The organism is Streptomyces amakusaensis (assembly GCF_039532665.1).
In the GTDB taxonomy this organism is placed as follows: Bacteria; Actinomycetota; Actinomycetes; order Streptomycetales; family Streptomycetaceae; genus Streptomyces; species Streptomyces amakusaensis.
On record NZ_BAAASB010000007.1, the window covers coordinates 85,144 to 101,381 of the forward strand.

The 16,238-nt window shown below is 71.4% G+C and carries 17 protein-coding genes; 5 read left to right on the plus strand and 12 right to left on the minus strand.

The window, feature by feature from the left end:
• Positions 1-120: 120 nt before the first annotated feature.
• Both ABD371_RS14405 and ABD371_RS14410 read right to left on the minus strand, forming a co-directional pair.
• Entirely contained in the window at positions 121-579 is a 459-nt protein-coding gene (locus ABD371_RS14405; RefSeq protein WP_344476713.1) for a molybdenum cofactor biosynthesis protein MoaE, read from the minus strand.
• Between the two features lie 99 nt (positions 580-678).
• Positions 679-1,806: an SDR family oxidoreductase gene (locus tag ABD371_RS14410; protein ID WP_344476715.1), complete on the minus strand. Its 1,128-nt coding sequence runs from the start codon at positions 1,804-1,806 to the stop codon at positions 679-681.
• Between the two features lie 191 nt (positions 1,807-1,997).
• Between ABD371_RS14410 and ABD371_RS14415 the strand changes: the two genes are divergently transcribed.
• The gene (locus tag ABD371_RS14415) at positions 1,998-3,434 is read left to right on the plus strand and encodes a zinc-dependent metalloprotease (RefSeq protein WP_344476717.1); all 1,437 of its coding nucleotides are present in this window, start codon (positions 1,998-2,000) and stop codon (positions 3,432-3,434) included.
• Positions 3,431-3,961: an NUDIX hydrolase gene (locus tag ABD371_RS14420; protein WP_344476719.1), complete on the plus strand. Its 531-nt coding sequence runs from the start codon at positions 3,431-3,433 to the stop codon at positions 3,959-3,961. The genes ABD371_RS14415 and ABD371_RS14420 overlap by 4 nt, the downstream gene beginning before the upstream one ends.
• 80 nt (positions 3,962-4,041) lie before the next feature.
• Here ABD371_RS14420 and ABD371_RS14425 read toward each other — a convergent pair whose 3' ends face one another.
• The 4 genes from ABD371_RS14425 to ABD371_RS14440 all read right to left on the minus strand — a co-directional run bounded on the left by ABD371_RS14425 (position 4,042) and on the right by ABD371_RS14440 (position 7,894).
• The gene (locus tag ABD371_RS14425; protein WP_344476721.1) at positions 4,042-4,782 is read right to left on the minus strand and encodes an AIM24 family protein; all 741 of its coding nucleotides are present in this window, start codon (positions 4,780-4,782) and stop codon (positions 4,042-4,044) included.
• Between the two features lie 17 nt (positions 4,783-4,799).
• Positions 4,800-5,480 (minus strand): AIM24 family protein, encoded by a 681-nt coding sequence (locus ABD371_RS14430; RefSeq protein WP_190124644.1) that lies wholly within the window; start codon positions 5,478-5,480, stop codon positions 4,800-4,802.
• A 13-nt stretch (positions 5,481-5,493) separates the two neighbouring features.
• Entirely contained in the window at positions 5,494-7,089 is a 1,596-nt protein-coding gene (locus tag ABD371_RS14435; RefSeq protein ID WP_344476724.1) for a TerD family protein, read from the minus strand.
• A 127-nt stretch (positions 7,090-7,216) separates the two neighbouring features.
• Positions 7,217-7,894: a M48 metallopeptidase family protein gene (locus ABD371_RS14440; protein ID WP_344476725.1), complete on the minus strand. Its 678-nt coding sequence runs from the start codon at positions 7,892-7,894 to the stop codon at positions 7,217-7,219.
• A gap of 222 nt (positions 7,895-8,116) precedes the next feature.
• Here ABD371_RS14440 and ABD371_RS14445 point away from each other — a divergent pair, with 222 nt between their 5' ends.
• A complete protein-coding gene (locus tag ABD371_RS14445) occupies positions 8,117-9,256 on the plus strand; it encodes a TOMM precursor leader peptide-binding protein (protein ID WP_344476727.1) in 1,140 nt (379 codons plus the stop codon).
• 66 nt (positions 9,257-9,322) lie between these two features.
• Complete coding sequence (locus ABD371_RS14450; RefSeq protein ID WP_344476729.1) at positions 9,323-10,750, plus strand: ABC1 kinase family protein; 1,428 nt, start codon at positions 9,323-9,325, stop codon at positions 10,748-10,750.
• Between the two features lie 35 nt (positions 10,751-10,785).
• Here ABD371_RS14450 and ABD371_RS14455 read toward each other — a convergent pair whose 3' ends face one another.
• From ABD371_RS14455 to ABD371_RS14475, 5 genes are all read right to left on the minus strand, one after another.
• Positions 10,786-10,986: a hypothetical protein gene (locus ABD371_RS14455; protein ID WP_344476730.1), complete on the minus strand. Its 201-nt coding sequence runs from the start codon at positions 10,984-10,986 to the stop codon at positions 10,786-10,788.
• A 97-nt stretch (positions 10,987-11,083) separates the two neighbouring features.
• The gene (locus ABD371_RS14460; RefSeq protein ID WP_344476731.1) at positions 11,084-11,407 is read right to left on the minus strand and encodes a hypothetical protein; all 324 of its coding nucleotides are present in this window, start codon (positions 11,405-11,407) and stop codon (positions 11,084-11,086) included.
• Positions 11,404-11,799: a WhiB family transcriptional regulator gene (locus ABD371_RS14465; RefSeq protein WP_344476732.1), complete on the minus strand. Its 396-nt coding sequence runs from the start codon at positions 11,797-11,799 to the stop codon at positions 11,404-11,406. The genes ABD371_RS14460 and ABD371_RS14465 overlap by 4 nt, the downstream gene beginning before the upstream one ends.
• 193 nt (positions 11,800-11,992) lie before the next feature.
• A complete protein-coding gene (locus tag ABD371_RS14470) occupies positions 11,993-12,337 on the minus strand; it encodes a hypothetical protein (RefSeq protein ID WP_344477228.1) in 345 nt (114 codons plus the stop codon).
• Between the two features lie 168 nt (positions 12,338-12,505).
• Positions 12,506-14,686, minus strand: a complete 2,181-nt coding sequence (locus tag ABD371_RS14475) for an ATP-dependent DNA helicase UvrD2 (protein WP_344476734.1) — start codon at positions 14,684-14,686, stop codon at positions 12,506-12,508.
• A 195-nt stretch (positions 14,687-14,881) separates the two neighbouring features.
• On the opposite strand from ABD371_RS14475, the gene ABD371_RS14480 reads away from it, so the two are divergent.
• The gene (locus ABD371_RS14480; RefSeq protein ID WP_344476736.1) at positions 14,882-15,136 is read left to right on the plus strand and encodes a mycoredoxin; all 255 of its coding nucleotides are present in this window, start codon (positions 14,882-14,884) and stop codon (positions 15,134-15,136) included.
• Positions 15,137-15,235: 99 nt separating this feature from the next.
• On the opposite strand, the gene nudC is transcribed toward ABD371_RS14480, so the two are convergent.
• Positions 15,236-16,204, minus strand: a complete 969-nt coding sequence (gene nudC / locus ABD371_RS14485; RefSeq protein ID WP_344476738.1) for an NAD(+) diphosphatase — start codon at positions 16,202-16,204, stop codon at positions 15,236-15,238.
• Between the last annotated feature and the right edge of the window lie 34 nt (positions 16,205-16,238).

Consider the following 16,238-nt stretch of genomic DNA (forward strand, 5'->3'; position numbering starts at 1 on the left):
TCTGAGGGTTTCAGCCGCCTCCCGTCCCCCGATCAGCAGAGGGCACCACCACCCCCGCGTGAGGGCGCTACGCGCCCACCCTCCCGCCCGTCGCCCGGCCACCACCCCCGCATGAGGGCGCTACGCGCCCACCCACTCCTCTGTGCCGTCCGAGAAGGTCTGGTGTTTCCAGATGGGGGCCTCGCGTTTGAGGTCGTCGATGAGGGTGCGGCAGGCCTCGAAGGCGTCACCCCGATGGGCGCACGCCACCGCCACCACGACCGCGAGATCCCCGACCTTCAGATCCCCCACTCGGTGGACCGCCGCCAGCGCCCGGACCGGGAACTTCTCGGCGACCGCTTCGGCTGTCCGGCGTATCTCCGCCTCGGCCGTCGGATGACAGGAGTACCCGAGGGCCGCCACGTCCGCGCCGCCGTCGTGATCGCGGACGGTGCCGACGAAGAGCGCGGTGCCGCCGGCCGAGTCCTCGCCGACCGCGGCGAAGACCTCGTCGAGCGAGAGCGGGGTGTCACGGATCGCGATCAGCCGGACCGGGTCCCGCCCCGACTGTTCACCAGGATGGTCGTACCTGTTGCCCATGTGCCCCATCGTGCCGTACGCCACTGACAGCGGGAAACCGCCCTGGTCGGGCGGGTGCCCCGGGCCGGGCCGGGCCCGTCGGCGGGCCCGGCCGGGCCGCTACAGCCGCCGCCTCGCCTTGCGGGCGCGGCGTACCAGTGCGGCCGTGCCGAGCAGCGCGACGGTGGCTCCGGCCGCGCCCGCCGCAGTGGCGTCCTTGCGGCCGAGACGGCGGCCCGCGAGGGTGTGGCGGCCCTCCACCTCTTCGAGCAGGGCGGCGAGGACCTCCTCGTTCGTCCAGCGCGGACGCCAGCCCGCGTCGTGGAGGCGGCTCACGCTCACCACCCAGGGGTGCATGGTGTACGCGAGGTCCCCGGCCGGGGACGGGGTCAGACCGATGCGGTGGAGCCGGGCGGCCGCGCCGAGCGCCACGGCCGAGGGCAGTTCCATCCGCCGGATGCCGCTGAGCTCCTCGACCTGGTCCTGTTCGAGCCAACCCTCGCAGCCGACGGCGAACTCTCCGTCGACCTTCTCCAGGGCCGCGTACTCCAGGGCGCTCACCAGGTCGTCGACATGGCAGAACTGCCAGGTCGGGCGCGACCCCGCGACCACCAGCAGCCGGGGTGACTCGAAGTAGCGGGTCAGCGCCGTGTCGGTGCCGCCCACCAGGACGGTGGGCCGCACCACGGTCACATTCAGCCCGGGGTGGGCGCGCGGGGCCCGCCGGCCCAGACGCTCGATCTCCAGGAGATCGCCCACGCCGGTGGCCTCGGCGGTGGCGCGCAGCTCGGCGTCCTCGGAGAGCGGCACATCATTGTCCGGCAGCGCTCCGTAGACCATGGCCGAGGTGCACAGGACCACCCTGTGCACACCGGCCGCCGCGGCGGCCGTCAGCACGGTCTGCGTACCGCGTACGTTGTACGCGGTACGGGCGGCGGCGTCGGCCTCCAGGTCGAGATCGAGCGCGAGGTGCACGACCACGTCCACGCCGCGCAGCTTCTCGGCGATCGCGGGGTCGCGAACGTCGAGAATGTGCCACTGCGCCTCGGAGACCTCGCCCCGGCGCTCGTCGATCGCGATGACCTGCTTGACCTCGTCGGACGCGGCCAGCTGTCGGGCGAGCAGTTCGCCGATGCCGGTGGCGGCTCCGGTGACCGCGACAACGGGCCCCCTGCTCGGGGGCCCGTCGCCGATGGCCGGGGTTGAGCGGTTTCGCGCTCCGCGAACCTGCGGATCTGGGGAACTCACCAGGCGTCTCCAGCGGTTGTCTTCAGTACGTTAGCGAATGACGCGTACGTACCAGGTGGCGTCCATCCTGCCCCAGGCCACGAGCCGACGGAGCACCGAGCCCGCCCGCGGGCTCGGGTGTCTACGCTGGGAGTGTTGTCGGGCATTCGCCGCCGGCCCGGAGCCGGCGGCCCTACGAGCCGAGGAAACCCGTGAGTGACACCCCATTCGGATTCGGCCTTCCGCCGGAGGAGCCGGAGAACGGCGACGAAGGCAAGAAGAAAGATCCCGCCGGCGGTGGCCCCACCCCGGGGAACCCCTTCGGATTCGGCGGCTTCGGCGGAGACGGCGGGGACAATCCCTTCGCCGCCATGTTCGGGTCGCTGAACCCCAATGACCTGGGCGCCGCCTTCCAGCAGCTCGGCCAGATGCTGAGCTACGAGGGCGGCCCGGTGAACTGGGACATGGCCAAGCAGATCGCCCGCCAGACGGTCTCCCAGGGCACGGCGGACGGCACCAAGGACGAGAGCGTGGGCCCCGCCGAGCGCACGGCGGTCGAGGAGGCCCTGCGGCTGGCCGATCTCTGGCTGGACGGAGTGACCTCGCTGCCGTCCGGCGCGAGCACGGCCGTGGCCTGGAGCCGCGCCGAGTGGGTCGAGCAGACCCTGCCCGCGTGGCAGCAGCTCGCCGACCCGGTCGCCGAGCGGGTCGGCATGGCCATGGGCGGCGTGCTGCCCGAGGAGATGCAGGCCATGGCGGGCCCGCTGATCGGCATGATGCGCTCCATGGGCGGCGCGATGTTCGGCCAGCAGATCGGCCAGGCCGTGGGCGTGCTGGCGGGCGAGGTGGTCGGCTCGACCGACATCGGTCTGCCGCTCGGCCCGGCCGGCAAGGCCGCCCTCCTTCCGCTGAACATCGAGGCGCTCGGCAAGGACCTCGGGGTGGCGAAGGAGGAGGTCCGCCTCTATCTGGCGCTGCGCGAGGCCGCCCACCAGCGGCTCTTCGCCCATGTGCCGTGGCTGCGGTCCCATCTCTTCGGCGCGGTCGAGGGGTACGCCCGGGGCATCAAGGTCGACACGACCAAGCTGGAGGACGTGGTCGGCCAGTTCGACCCCTCGCACCCCGAGCAGCTTCAGGAAGCCCTTCAGCAGGGCATGTTCCAGCCCGAGGACACCCCTGAGCAGAAGGCGGCCCTGGCGCGGCTGGAGACGGCTCTCGCGCTGGTCGAGGGCTGGGTCGACGCGGTGGTCCACGAGGCCGCCTCGACACGCCTCACCTCCGCCGGGGCGCTGCGGGAGACGCTGCGCAGGCGGCGGGCCTCCGGCGGTCCCGCCGAGCAGACGTTCGCGACGCTGATCGGGCTCCAGCTGCGTCCGCGCAGGCTGCGGGACGCCTCGCGGCTGTGGGCCTCGCTCACGGACGCCCGCGGGGTGGACGGCCGGGACGCCCTCTGGGAGCACCCGGACATGCTGCCGACGGCGACCGACCTGGACGACCCCGACGGCTTTGTCCACCGTGAGCACCTCGACTTCTCGGAGCTGGACAAGATGCTCGGGGAGGCCGCCTCCAAGGACCGGGACTCCGACCCGGGCTCCGGTTCGGAGGACGACGAGGACGGCCAGGGCGGCAAGGACGGTTCCGGCCGGTGAGTCTGCACGAAGACGCCGTACGGACGCTGAAGGAGTACGCGGACGGGGACCAGGAGGAGCTGCGCGGGCTCTATCTGGACCACCTCTCCGCGTACCCCGACGGGATGTGGAAGGCCTGCACGGCCGGGCATCTCACGGCCAGCGCGCTGGTGATCGATCCGGCGCGCGAGCAGGTTCTGCTGACCCTGCACAAGAAGCTCGGGATGTGGCTCCAGATGGGCGGCCACTGCGAGCCCGGCGACACCACGGTGGCGCGCGCCGCGCTGCGCGAGGCCGCCGAGGAGTCCGGCGTGGCGGGTCTGACGCTGCTGCGGGGAGGAACCCCGGTGCGGCTGGACCGGCATCCGATCCCGGCCCCGTGCCACTGGCACCTGGATGTGCAGTACGCGGCGCTCGCCCCGGCCGGCTCGGTGGCGGAGATCAGCGACGAGTCGCTGGACCTGCGCTGGTTCGGCTACGACGAGGTGGCGAATGTGGCCGATGTCTCAGTCGTACAGCTGCTGGAGCGTACTCGCGCGCTGCTGTGAGGGCCGGTCGACCGGTCTGAGCATGGGCGCGGTAAGGGGCGGTCTCCCTGGAGACCGCCCCTTACGCATGCTCTCGGTTCTCAGCTCCAGGCGTTGCCCTGGTTCTGCCCGTCGTTGCCGTACCGGCCGCGCAGCCCCTCGCCGATCCGTGCCTCCTGGGGCGGCATGACCTCGCTGGGCTGGACCAGCGCGAAGCCCTGGCCGAGGAAGTTCAGCTCCCAGCCCTCCCCGGTGCTGCCCCGCCGGCGCATGACGTGGGAGGAGTGCGTCTGGGCCTGCATCTGCACCCTCAGCGCGGTGGACCAGGCGACGATCGCGTCGGAGTCGACATTGACGTACTTCTCCGGGGTGACCGTCATCATGAGCGGCCGTCCCGAGGTCATCAGCGCGATCCTGCCCCGGCCGGTGACATTGAGCTGGTACTTGCCGGATCCGGAGATTCCGTACTGGCTGTCCACCGCGATGACCTCGGTGTGCAGGGTGGAGTCCAGGGCCAGGACGTAGTCGCTGTCGACCGTGATGCCCTCGTGGTCCACGTCCACGACATGGATGTACTGCGCGAGGTTGGCGAAGTAGACGGTGCCCTGGCCCGAGCAGCGCATCAGATCCAGGCCCTCGCCGGTGCTGCGCCGGGCTCCCCGGTGGTGGGCGGACTCGTACTCGCCGTCGAAGTCGATCAGCCCCTGGTAGGAGACCATCGCGCCCTTGCGGGCGAGCACATCGTCGTGGCCGGTGAGGGAGACCCTGAGCAGCTGCGGGTTCTGCACCGTGTAGCGGTCCTGGGACTGCCGCTCGGCGTGGTTGAAGAGTGGACTCTGCATGGTGTGTTCTCGCTCCCTCAGCCCCGGATCCGCAGCCGGTCGGAACTGTCCTCGCTCGGCTGTACGACGACGATTCCCTGGCCCGAGAAGGCCATCTGGAAGGCCTCGCCGCTGCCCCGCCCGATCAGGGAGGACGCCTTGAAACTGCGCTTGCCCTTGACCTTGAGCTTCGGGGACCAGGCGACCAGGGCGTCCGGGTCGACATAGGTCTCGTCCTCGCCCCTGCCGCAGTCCACGACGATCGGGGTGCCGCGCGAGGTCAGCGCGACCCAGCCGGTGCCCGAGATCTCCACGTTCCACAGGCCCTGGCCGGCGAGCTTGGCCAGGCCCTTGACCCTCTCGACGCGCCACTGGAGATGGGCGTCGAAGGCGAGCAGATTGGAGCCGTTGACCGAGATGGAGTCGTTGTCGAGATTGACGACGACCACATCCGCGCCGTAGTCGGCGAGATAGAGCAGTCCGTCGCCGGAGCACTTCATGACGGGCGAGCCCTCGCCGGTCATCCACTGGGCGGCGGCCTGCCGGGCGGCGGGCGGATTCGGCTCGTACTGGATGAAGCCCTCGTACGCCACGATCGAGCCGGTGCGTGCGAACAGGTCCTGGCCGGTGGCCATGGCGACCTTGAGCATGGTGCGGCCGTGGTTCTCCATCCGGGCCGTGACGGGCGTCGGGGCGTGGCCCGCGAGTTGCTGGTTCATGTAACGGGCTCCCTCAGACCTCGTAGGGCTGAACGACGATGAAATTGCCGGGGGCGCCCCGGAACTGGAGGTTGACCGCCTCGCCGCTGTGCCCGGGATAGGCGTTGCGACGCAGCCTGACCTGGCTGGAGAGGATCACCTGCGAAGCGGCGGACCAGGCGACGACCGCGTTGGCGTCGGCGAAGGTGGTCGGGGTTACGGGCAGCACGACGGGAGTGCCCCGGGTCTTGACGACGACGGTTCCGGTGCCGGTGAACTGCATGGTGAACAGCGCGCCGCCGGGAATGCCGTGGCCCTCGATACGGCGGATCTCGTAGTGGAGTTCCTCGTCGAAGGCGAGGACGTTCTCGGCGGAGACGCAGATGCCGTCGCCCTGGAGCTCGATGGGGTGCAGATGGGCGGCGTTCTCGGCGAGGAAGACCTGCCCCCGGCCGGAGCAGCGCATCAGCTGCATCTCCTGGCCGGTGGCGTCGCCGATCACGCGGCCGGCGAACCCCGCGCTCTTGTGGCTGAAGTCGACCTTGCCCTGATACATCACCATGCTGCCCTGGCGGGCGAGGACGGCCGAGCTGCCCCCATCCAGCTCGACGCGCATGAGCTGCTCGTTCTGCGCGGCCCAGCGACGGCCCGCGGGCGTCTCGCGGTACGGCTGAAGCGCGGCTTCGAGACCGGGGCCCGCCGCCGTCGGCACCCCTTGGGGGACACCCTGCGGGAGCCCCGGGGGCTGTGCGTACGGAGGCGGGGTGTGCTGCCCGTACGGCGCGGGCGCGCTCGGCGGCGCGGCCTGCGCCGGGAACGGCGCCGGGGGCGGTGCCGGTGCCGGGGGCGGCGGCACGGTGCCGGTGAGCGGGGGCATCGGGGCCATGACGGTGGGCGCGCTGTGCGCCGGCGCGGGGGCCGGTGCCGGTGCCGGTACCGGTATGGGGGCCGGTGCGGCCGGCGTGCCGAAAGCGGGCGCGGGCGGTGGCTGGGGGGCCGGCGGAGCGGCCGGGGCCGCCGGGACTCCGAATGCCGGGGGCGCGTCGGAGGGAGGCGCGAAGGCCGGCACTCCGCCCTGCGCGGGCTGCTCGGGCGGTTCCTCGTCGGCGACCTCGCCGCCGAAGTTCTTCAGCAGGGCCTCCAGGCCGCCGTCGAAGCCCTGTCCGATGGCGGCGAAACGCCAGACGTCCTTCAGATAGAAATCGCCCAGCATCACCGCGCGCTCGGTGGTGAACTCCGAGCCGTCGAAGGGGTAGCGGGCGACTTCCTGTCCGCCGGCCACGATACGGAGGTAACCGGGGCCGATCTGCGACATCTGACCGGCGCCGTCGAGGGTGGCGGTGAAGGAGAGCTTGTGGATGTGCGCGGGAAGGCGGTCGAGCGTGACACGGAAGGACTCGGTGTCACCGGCCTGCGCGCCAAGAAGCTGAATCGACTCCTCCGGCGACTTGGGCTGGTTGAAGAAGATGAAGTAGCGGTCGTCGGAAAGCTGTTCATCGGCGTCCAGACCGAAACAGCTGATGTCGAAGGTCAGCCCCGGAGCCGTGATCCGGACGCCCACGTACAGATCGATTCCTGCTGTGAGATCACTGATCCTGGCCTTGTGACCGCGTTGAAATTCCCTGGCCATACGTAACGACCGTCCCCCGTCCCAATAATATGAATGCGTTGCGCCAGGCTAACCGTTGTCCACTGCATTGAGGCAGGGCCGGTCGCGGCTGGGACACATTCGATACGGTGCGGACGCGCCGCCCCGGTCAGGGGCCGTCCGGTTCGCTTCCGACCGGCTCGCTCTCCGAGCGGCCCGCTCCCGGCCCCCGCGCCCCGTCGCCGCTGCGGTCCTCGCCCTCGTCCTCGCCGTCGGGGGCGGAGTGCCGCAGCCGGTCGGCCGCCACGATGCCCTCCAGATATCCACGGGCCCGCTCGGTGCGCGGATAGGCCTCCAGGAGCCGCCAGAAGCGCGGTCCGTGCCCGGGGACCAGGAGATGCGCCAGCTCATGGACGAGTACGTAGTCCACGACGTACTCCGGCATGCCCTGGAGACGGTGGGAGAGGCGGATGCTTCCCTCCGCGGGGGTGCAGGAGCCCCAGCGGGTGTTCTGATTGGTCACCCAGCGGACGGACGCCGGCCTCGCCCGGCCGTCGAAGTACTGGCCGGACAGACGCTCCGCCCGCTCGGCCAGTTCGCCGTCCCCGAGGGTCCGTTTGCTCTCCTGCGCCGCGAGTTTGTCGAGCATGACACCGACCCAGCGCTGCTCCTCCGCCTCGGACATCCGGGCGGGGATCAGGACGATGGTGCGATCGCCCTCCCGATAGGCGGAGACCGTGCGGCGGCGGCGCGCACTTCTGCGGACCTCGACCGCGCTCGTCCGCGATCCGCGGGACGGACGGGGCGGGGTCTCCCCGGCGACGCTGGGGGATGGGTCGACTGACACGCCCCGACGTTACCCGCTGACCATGGGGGAAGTCCCGCCTCCGGAAGGGTTCAGACATGATCCACTTCATGACTGCACCATTTGAACGACTAATACCCCGGACCTGTGGACAACTTTTCACGGGCATCGGCGCGGGCGGGCATTCTGGCAACTGAACCGCGAAGGATCCGCGGAGAGATCCGAGCGCGTTCTTCTGTACACGCACAAACGGGGGAAGCGGAAATGCATCCGATGCTGAAACCCGCCCTGCGGCGGGCATGGCGTGAACGGCAGAGTGTTCAGTTCGGGGTGACACCGGCGCACGCGGTGACGGTCGGCCCGATCGACACCACCACCGGCACACTGATCGAACTGCTCGACGGGACGAGGGGGCTGCCGCTGCTGCGCCAGGAGGCCCGTGCGATGGGGCTGCCCGAAGGACACCTGGACGCCCTGGTGCGGCGGTTCTCCGCCGCGGGGCTGCTGGACGACGCCACGGCGGGCGGCCCGGCCGTCGACGCCCTGCGCGCCAGGGCGGCGGGCCTCGACCGGCTGCGCCCCGATCTCGCCGCGCTCTCGGTGATCCATCCCGAGCCGGGCGAGCCGATACGCCGGCTGGCGGCGCGCCGGGCCGTCCGGGTCGGCGTCCGGGGCGCGGGCAGGGTGGGCGCGGCGGTCGCGGGGCTGCTGTCCGCCGCGGGGGTGGGGCGGATCGAGGTGCTGGACGGCGGGAGCGCCGAGCCCTGGGACGTGTCGCCCGGCGGGCTGCCGGAGGAGGCGGTCGGCGAGCGGCGGGAGGCCGCGGCGCGGCGGCTGGTCCGCCGGGCCGCGCCGATACCGCAGCCGCGCTCGGCCGGTGCCGGGCGGGACGGCGAGGCAGGGCTGTCGCTGATCGTCGTCTGCCCTCGGGACGGGCTGGCGGCCTATGCTCCCGATCCGGCGGCGGCTGCGGAGTGGATAGCCACGGGGACGCCTCATCTCTACGCGGGGGTCATCGAGGCGACGGGCGTGATCGGCCCGCTGGTGCTGCCCGGCGGCACCGGATGCGCGGGCTGTCTGGAGCTGAACCGTACCGGGGAGGACCCGGGGTGGCCGAGGCTGCTGGCCCAGTGGCGTTCGGGGCGGCGGCGGAATCCGGTGCCGGCCTGTGACATCGCTCTCGCCACCGCGGTCGCGGGCACCGCCGCGGCCCATGCGCTGTCTTTCCTGGACGGGGAGCTGCCGACGAGCACGGGGGCCCGCTGGGAGACCTCACTGCCGCTGCTCGACTGGCGGTCCGAGCGGATCACACCGCATCCGGAGTGCGTCTGCGGCTCGCGGGGGAAAAGTGAGGGGCAGGACACCTCGGGCTTCGGCCCTCCTCACGAGACAATGGCCGGGTAATCGCCGTCGACGGACTCGGGCCGTACGGCGCACACGGCAGGGCCTGCTGGGTTTTTGGAGGGGTATATGTCTGATCTTCCCCGGAAAGCGGTCACCCGTACCGCCAAGTTGGCCGCACTGCCATTGGGGTTCGCCGGCCGGGCGACCTGGGGGCTGGGCAAACGGATCGGCGGCAAGTCCGCCGAGCTGGTCGCCCGCGAGCTCCAGCAGCGCACGGCGGACCAGCTCTTCCGGGTCCTCGGTGAGCTGAAGGGAGGGGCGATGAAGTTCGGGCAGGCCATGTCCGTCTTCGAGTCCGCGCTCCCGGAGGATGTCGCGGGCCCCTACCGCGCGGCCCTGACCAAGCTTCAGGACGCCGCGCCCCCGATGCCGACGCGCACACTTCACACGGTGATGGCCGAGCGGCTGGGCGAGGAGTGGCGGGAGCTGTTCCTGGCCTTCGAGGACAAGCCCTCGGCCGCCGCCTCCATCGGGCAGGTGCACCGGGCGGTGTGGCAGGACGGCCGCGAGGTCGCGGTGAAGGTGCAGTACCCCGGGGCGGGCGAGGCGCTGCTCTCCGATCTGACCCAGCTCAGCAGGTTCGCCAAACTGCTGGGGCCGCTGATCCCGGGCATGGACATCAAGCCCCTGATCAACGAACTCCGCGACCGGGTGGCCGAGGAGCTGGACTACGCGCTGGAGGCCCGGGCCCAGGCCGAGCACGCGGCCGAGTTCGCGGACGACCCCGATGTGCTGGTGCCGGATGTGGTGTTCCAGTCGGACCAGGTGCTGGTGACCGAGTGGATCGACGGGATCCCGCTGGCCGAGGTGATCTCCGAGGGCACCGAGGAGCAGCGGGACCGGGCGGGGCAGCTGCTGGCCCGCTTCCTCTTCTCGGGCCCCGCTCGCACGGGGCTGCTGCACGCGGACCCGCACCCGGGGAACTTCCGGCTGCTTCCCGAGGAGGACGGCGAGGGCTGGCGGCTCGGGGTGCTGGACTTCGGCACGGTGGACCGGCTGCCCGGCGGTCTGCCGCGGCCCATCGGCGACTGTCTGCGGATGACGCTGGAGGGTCAGGCCGACACGGTGTATGAGCTGCTGTGCGAGGAGGGCTTCGTCAAGGAGGAGATAGAGCTCGACCCGGACGCGGTGCTGGAGTATCTGCTGCCGATCATCGAGCCGGCCCAGGCCGAGGAGTTCACCTTCACCCGGGGCTGGATGCGCGCGCAGGCCGCCCGTATCGCCGACATCCGCTCCCCCGCGCACCAGCTGGGCAAGCAGCTCAATCTGCCTCCGTCCTATCTGCTGATACACCGGGTGACGCTGAGCACGATCGGGGTGCTCTGCCAGCTGAACGCCACGGTGCGGCTGCGGGACGAGCTGGAGTCGTGGCTGCCCGGGTTTCTTCCCGAGCACGGGACGGCCCCCGAGCACGGGACGGAGGAGCCGGGCCCGGCGGAGAAGGCTGCGGGGGCCGAGGACCCCGACGGGACGGCGGTCGAGGCCCCGGCGTAATCGGGGCGGGCCGCCGGGGCCGCCTGGGGGGCGGGTCACCACCAGGCGGAGTCGAGGCGGCTCTCGATGGCGCGGAGGTTGGCGCGGGCGCAGGCCTCGCAGAAGTAGTGACGGGTGTGGTTCTCCACGGAGCAGGTCCAGGTGGGCCGGGCCCCTTCCGCGACCTCGCCGCAGTGGGAACACACGGTGCTCTCGGCGCCCGGTCGCACCGGGCGGGGGCTCTGCTGCTGGTCCACCCGGTGACGATAACCCCGCCCCGGTCCCGGGACCGGGACAACGCACCGCGGGGACCGGTCCGTTCGGACCGGTCCCCGCGGGAGTACTGGGCCGTCGTCAGTTCATGACGGCCATGGCGAGCGCACGACGGGCGCGCAGGGAGACACGCTCCGCGCGGCGCTGCATGCGCCGGGCGGCGACCAGGCGCACGGCCCGGCGTTCCGCGTCGGCTTCCCGCATGCGCTCGTGCATATGCGCACGGGCGAGCGCTTCTGGGATGAGTTGCATCTCACGGGTCCTGTTCTGACGCGAGGCGTTCGCGCCGATGGTGGTGACTACTGGGGTGGCGGAGCCGGAGGGCTCGCTCGTGGAAGTGGGCATGGGGGCCTGCTTCTTGGGATCGTGCGTGGAGGGGCGGTCGATGGTCCCGATGACGTTCATGCCGAGACCGGGTTCTTGCGCGGACGGCCACGCGGACGCTTCCGGGCGACGACGACGCCCTGGACGAAGAGCTCTCCGCCCCAGACACCCCACGGCTCGCGACGCTCCTGAGCGCCCGCGAGGCATGCCTCCATCAGCGGGCAGGTGCGGCAGAGGGACTTGGCGTACTCCACGTCCGCGGGCGACTCGGCGAAGAAGACCTCCGGGTCGTTGGAGCGGCAGGGCACGGGCACACCGAGGTTCTCGATGGCGTCGTCGAGCGCGGTCAACGCGGTGAGTGGAGCGAGCGGGGCGACCGGGGTGAGCGGGGTCAAGGTGGAGTCCTCCGTGAGGGCGGGCGGCGGAACGATCTCGGAATGCGGTACGGACGGGGCGTGCGCTTCGAGTTGCACGGTGGTGTCGTTCCTCGTCTTGTCGGTCCGGCCGGTCGGCCGGTTGCGGGTCCCCCGGCGGGGCCGGGGGGCTGGTACCGGGGTGCTGCTGTCCCGAGGCCCCTTCGCTCCGGTCTCCCTGGTTCAGGGAAAACAGAAGGGCCGCGGATCCCGAGTGGGGTTCCGCGGCCCTGAAGGCGCCGGCCTGATCAGATCAGGCTGGATCGCTCCAGGGTTCGAGCCCACGGAAGGCCCACTTCGTGTGGTGCTGGTTGTGCTTCTGGTTTTTGGCACCGGCCGCCGCAAAGGCATAGGTCCTGGCCTCTGCCGCCGCTGCTTCGCCTGCTCCCAGTGCCTTGGTCGGTCGCTCGCCGCCCGTCCGAACGGGGAAGCCGTTCGGAGGAAGCAGCCGGGACATCTCTGCCAGGGCACCCGGGACGACAGCGGACAGACCGGTCCCGTTGAGCGACGCGGAGAAGCCAAGCGAGAAGACGGAGGCGGCCATCGAGCGATCGGTCACTCGGGTGCACTTGATGGAGCTGGTCTGGATGATCGTGATCACTGGGCTCGCCTCCTCTCGGCGTCTCGGGACCGGCCGGGGCCGGTCACTGCTATTCGGATAAGTACAACACGAACACAGGGCTTCGGAGAAGCCGCTGTTTCCCGTGGTTAAGAACCTATGGGGACGGTCGGGGCGGGCGCAAACTATTTTTCCCACGAGTTTGGCTCAGTCTTCGGAGTCGTCCCCCTCCGAGCCCTCCTCCAGCTCCTGACCTGTGCAGATGGCGAGCACATCGGCCCCGAAACGCTCCAGCTTCCGCCCTCCGACGCCGGAGATGCGGGACAGCTCCCCCTCGTCCCCGGGGACGGTCTCGGCGATGGCCATCAGCGTCTTGTCGGTGAAAACGCAGTACGCGGGCTGGCCCAGCTGCTTCGCCTGCTCGGAGCGCCAGTCACGGAGGCGCTCGTAGAGCGCCTCGTCCATGTCGGAGGGGCAGCCCTCGCAGCGCATCAGCTTCATCTCGCCCGCGTCGGTGAGCGTCGTGCCGCAGACCCGGCAGAGCACCGGGCCGCGCCGCTTGCGGCGGCCGGCGCGCTCGGTGCCGGACGCGGCCCCCGCGCCCCGGGCCCCGGGAGCGGCCGAGCCGGGGCGGAGCCCGCTCAGGAAGCGCGTGGGGCGGCGGGAGGCACGGCCGCCCGGGGAGCGGGAGAGCGCCCAGGACAGACAGAGATGGAACCGGGCCCGGGTGACCCCCACATAGAGCAGCCGGCGCTCCTCCTCGACCTGCTCGTCGGTCTTGGCATAGGTGATCGGCATCATGCCCTCGGTGAGCCCGACCAGGAAGACCGCGTCCCACTCCAGGCCCTTCGCCGCGTGCAGCGAGGCGAGGGTGACGCCCTGGACGGTGGGGGCGTGCTGCGCGGCGGCCCGCTCGTCCAGCTCGGCGACCAGATCGGCGAGGGTGGCCCCCGGCCTGACCCGGACGAAGTCCTCCGCGAGACGGACCAGCGAGGCCAGGGACTCCCAGCGGTCGCGCACCGCCCCCGAGCCGGCGGGCGGCTCGCTGGTCCAGCCCTTGGTGGAGAGCACCGCGCGAACCTGCGAGGGCAGATCCTCGGCGTCGTCGAGCAGGGAGTCGTTGGATCCGGCGCGCGCGGCCCCGCGCAGCGCGACACCCGCCTCCCGGACCTCCTGGCGCTCGAAGAAGCGCTCCGCCCCGCGCAGCTGATAGGGGACTCCGGCGTCGGCGAGGGCCTGCTCGTAGACCTCCGACTGGGCGTTGATCCGGTAGAGCACGGCGATCTCCCCGGCGGGCACGCCCGCGTCGATCAGATCGCGGATCCGGCGGGCGGTGCCCTCGGCCTCGGCGGGCTCGTCCGCGTACTCCTCGTAGGAGGGGTCGGGGCCGGCTTCCCGCTGCGAGATCAGTTCGAGCCGGTGCTCGGCGGCCCGGCCCCGGGCCTGATTCAGGAGGCCGTTGGCGAGCTGGACCACCTGGGGGGTGGAGCGGTAGTCGCGGACCAGTTTGACCATGGTCGCGGAGGGATGGCGGGTACGGAAGTTCAGCAGATGGTCGGGGGTGGCCCCGGTGAAGGAGTAGATCGTCTGGCTGGCGTCGCCGACGACGCAGAGGCTGTCGCGGTCGCCGAGCCAGAGATCGAGCAGCCGCTGCTGGAGCGGGCTGACGTCCTGGTACTCGTCCACGACGAAGTGCTGATACTGGCCGCGGATCTGGTCGGCGATGTCGTGCCGGTCCTGGAGGATGCCGACCGTGAGCAGCAGGACGTCCTCGAAGTCAATCACCGTGCGATCGCGCTTGAGCTGCTCGTACATCGCATAGATCTGGCTGATTTCAGCAGGGTCGCGCGGGGCGTCACGGAGGGACTTGGCGACCGCCGCCGGATAGTCGCCCGGCACCGTCTGGGTGACCTTCGCCCATTCGATCTCGCTTGTCACATCGCGCAGTTCATTGCGGTCGAGCCGGATCCGGCAGCGGGCCGCGGACTCGGCGACCAGCTGGATCTTGCGCTCCAGCAGCCTGGGCAGCTCTCCACCGACGGCTTTCGGCCAGAAGTACTGAAGCTGGCGGAGGGCGGCGGCGTGGAAGGTGCGCGCCTGGACGCCGCCCGCGCCGAGCTGGCGCAGCCGTCCCCGCATCTCGCCCGCCGCCCTGCTGGTGAAGGTGACGGCCAGCACACTGGCGGGCGGGAGTATCCCGGCGCGGACGCCGTAGGCGATGCGATGGGTGATCGCGCGGGTCTTGCCCGTGCCGGCTCCCGCCAGCACGCACACGGGGCCGTGCAGGGCGGTCGCGACTTCGCGCTGCTCGGGGTCGAGCCCGTCGAGCACCGCGTCCGCCGACTCGGGGACCTGCGGGAAAAGCGAGGAGTGCGTTGCTGCTGTCACCCTGCCATGCTGCCAGGTCCAGGGGGGCGGGTGCGGCGGTTGTCCACAGCGGGGCGAATCCGGTCGTACCAATGCCGCCCCGGCCCGCCCCGGCGCGGGAATGGCGGACGGTCCACGTATGTTCTATGCGGTGCGCGGAATCACCGCGTGTGGGCGATGGCACACTCAGCGGGCCAGCGAAGGAGCCGGAAGAAGATGTCGGGCACTGTGACGATGTACAGCACCACCTGGTGCGGATACTGCCGTCGGCTGAAGAGCCAGATGGATCGCGAGGGCATCGCGTACACCGAGATAAACATCGAGCAGGACCCGGACTCCGCGGCCTTCGTGGAGAAGGCCAACGGTGGGAACCAGACCGTCCCGACGCTCCTCGTGGTCTCCGCCGCCGGCAGCGAGTCGGTCATGACGAACCCGAGCCTCGCCCAGGTCAAGCAGGCGCTGAGCGCCTGACGCCACCCCGTTCCGCCGAGAGGGCCCCCGCCTCGGCGGGGGCCCCTCCGCGTTCCCGGCCCGCCGCCCGGTCGGGGGCGGGCCGGTCGGGCGGGGCCGTCAGAGCGGGTTTCCGGGCCTGGGCAGGGGCTCCCCGTACCAGAGCTCGATCAGCCGGGCCGCGATCGAGATGCCGAACGGGGGCAGGACCTCCCCGGACTCGAAGGCGGCGCGCAGATCGTCCCGGGAAAACCAGCGCGCCTCGTGGAGTTCCTCGCCGTCGACGGTGATCCTGGACGAGGTGGCACGGGCCGTGAAGCCGAGCATGAGGCTGGAGGGGAAGGGCCAGGGCTGGCTGGCGATGTACTCGACGTCGCCGACCGTCACCCCCGCCTCCTCCCAGACCTCGCGGCGCACCGACTGCTCGATGGACTCGCCCGGCTCCACGAAGCCCGCGAGCGTCGAGAAGCGTCCCTCCGGCCAGTGCACCTGCCGGCCCAGCAGGGCGCGGTCCTCCTCGTCCGTGACCAGCATGATCACAGCGGGATCGGTGCGCGGGTAGTGCTCGGCCCCGCACGCCTGGCAGCGGCGCACATGGCCCGCCGCCGCGATCACCGTGCGCTCGCCGCAGCGCGAGCAGAAGCGGTGCAGCCGCTGCCAGTTCTCCAGCGCCACCGCGTGGACCAGCAGCCCCGCGTCCCTCGGGGAGAGCAGCAGCCCGGCCTCGCGAAGACCGGCCGGGCGGGCCGACTGGTCCATCCGGCCCGGCAGGCTGTCCTTCTGGAGCGCGAAGTAGCGCACGCCCTTCTCGTCGGTGCCCAGGAAGTAGCGGTGGGTCTCGGTGACGGGGGCCTCGAAGGCCGGGGTCATGACCAGCTCGGTGCGGCCGTCAGGGGTGTCGTCGATCAGCGCCTGCCCGCCGCAGACCACGAAGACCCTGGTCGTGGGGTGGCTCCAGGCGGCCGCGAGCCATGCCTCGTCCAGCCGGTGATGCGCCTCGCGGTCGATCCCGCTGGGCACGGTCAGGCTGACGGGCGGTGCGGTGAGGCCGGTGGCTGGGCTCGCGGTGACACGGCCGTTGGTACTCACGTACTTCCAACTCCCCCGGTGGATCGGGTCGACA

Coding starts and splice junctions, on each gene's coding strand:
- ABD371_RS14425 (WP_344476721.1), bottom strand. CDS start 4,782: ATGCAGAGTCCACTCTTCAACCACGCCGAGCGGCAGTCCCAGGACCGC.
- ABD371_RS14430 (WP_190124644.1), bottom strand. CDS start 5,480: ATGAACCAGCAACTCGCGGGCCACGCCCCGACGCCCGTCACGGCCCGG.
- ABD371_RS14460 (WP_344476731.1), bottom strand. CDS start 11,407: ATGAACGTCATCGGGACCATCGACCGCCCCTCCACGCACGATCCCAAG.
- ABD371_RS14450 (WP_344476729.1), top strand. CDS start 9,323: ATGTCTGATCTTCCCCGGAAAGCGGTCACCCGTACCGCCAAGTTGGCC.
- ABD371_RS14445 (WP_344476727.1), top strand. CDS start 8,117: ATGCATCCGATGCTGAAACCCGCCCTGCGGCGGGCATGGCGTGAACGG.
- ABD371_RS14405 (WP_344476713.1), bottom strand. CDS start 579: ATGGGCAACAGGTACGACCATCCTGGTGAACAGTCGGGGCGGGACCCG.
- ABD371_RS14480 (WP_344476736.1), top strand. CDS start 14,882: ATGTCGGGCACTGTGACGATGTACAGCACCACCTGGTGCGGATACTGC.
- ABD371_RS14435 (WP_344476724.1), bottom strand. CDS start 7,089: ATGGCCAGGGAATTTCAACGCGGTCACAAGGCCAGGATCAGTGATCTC.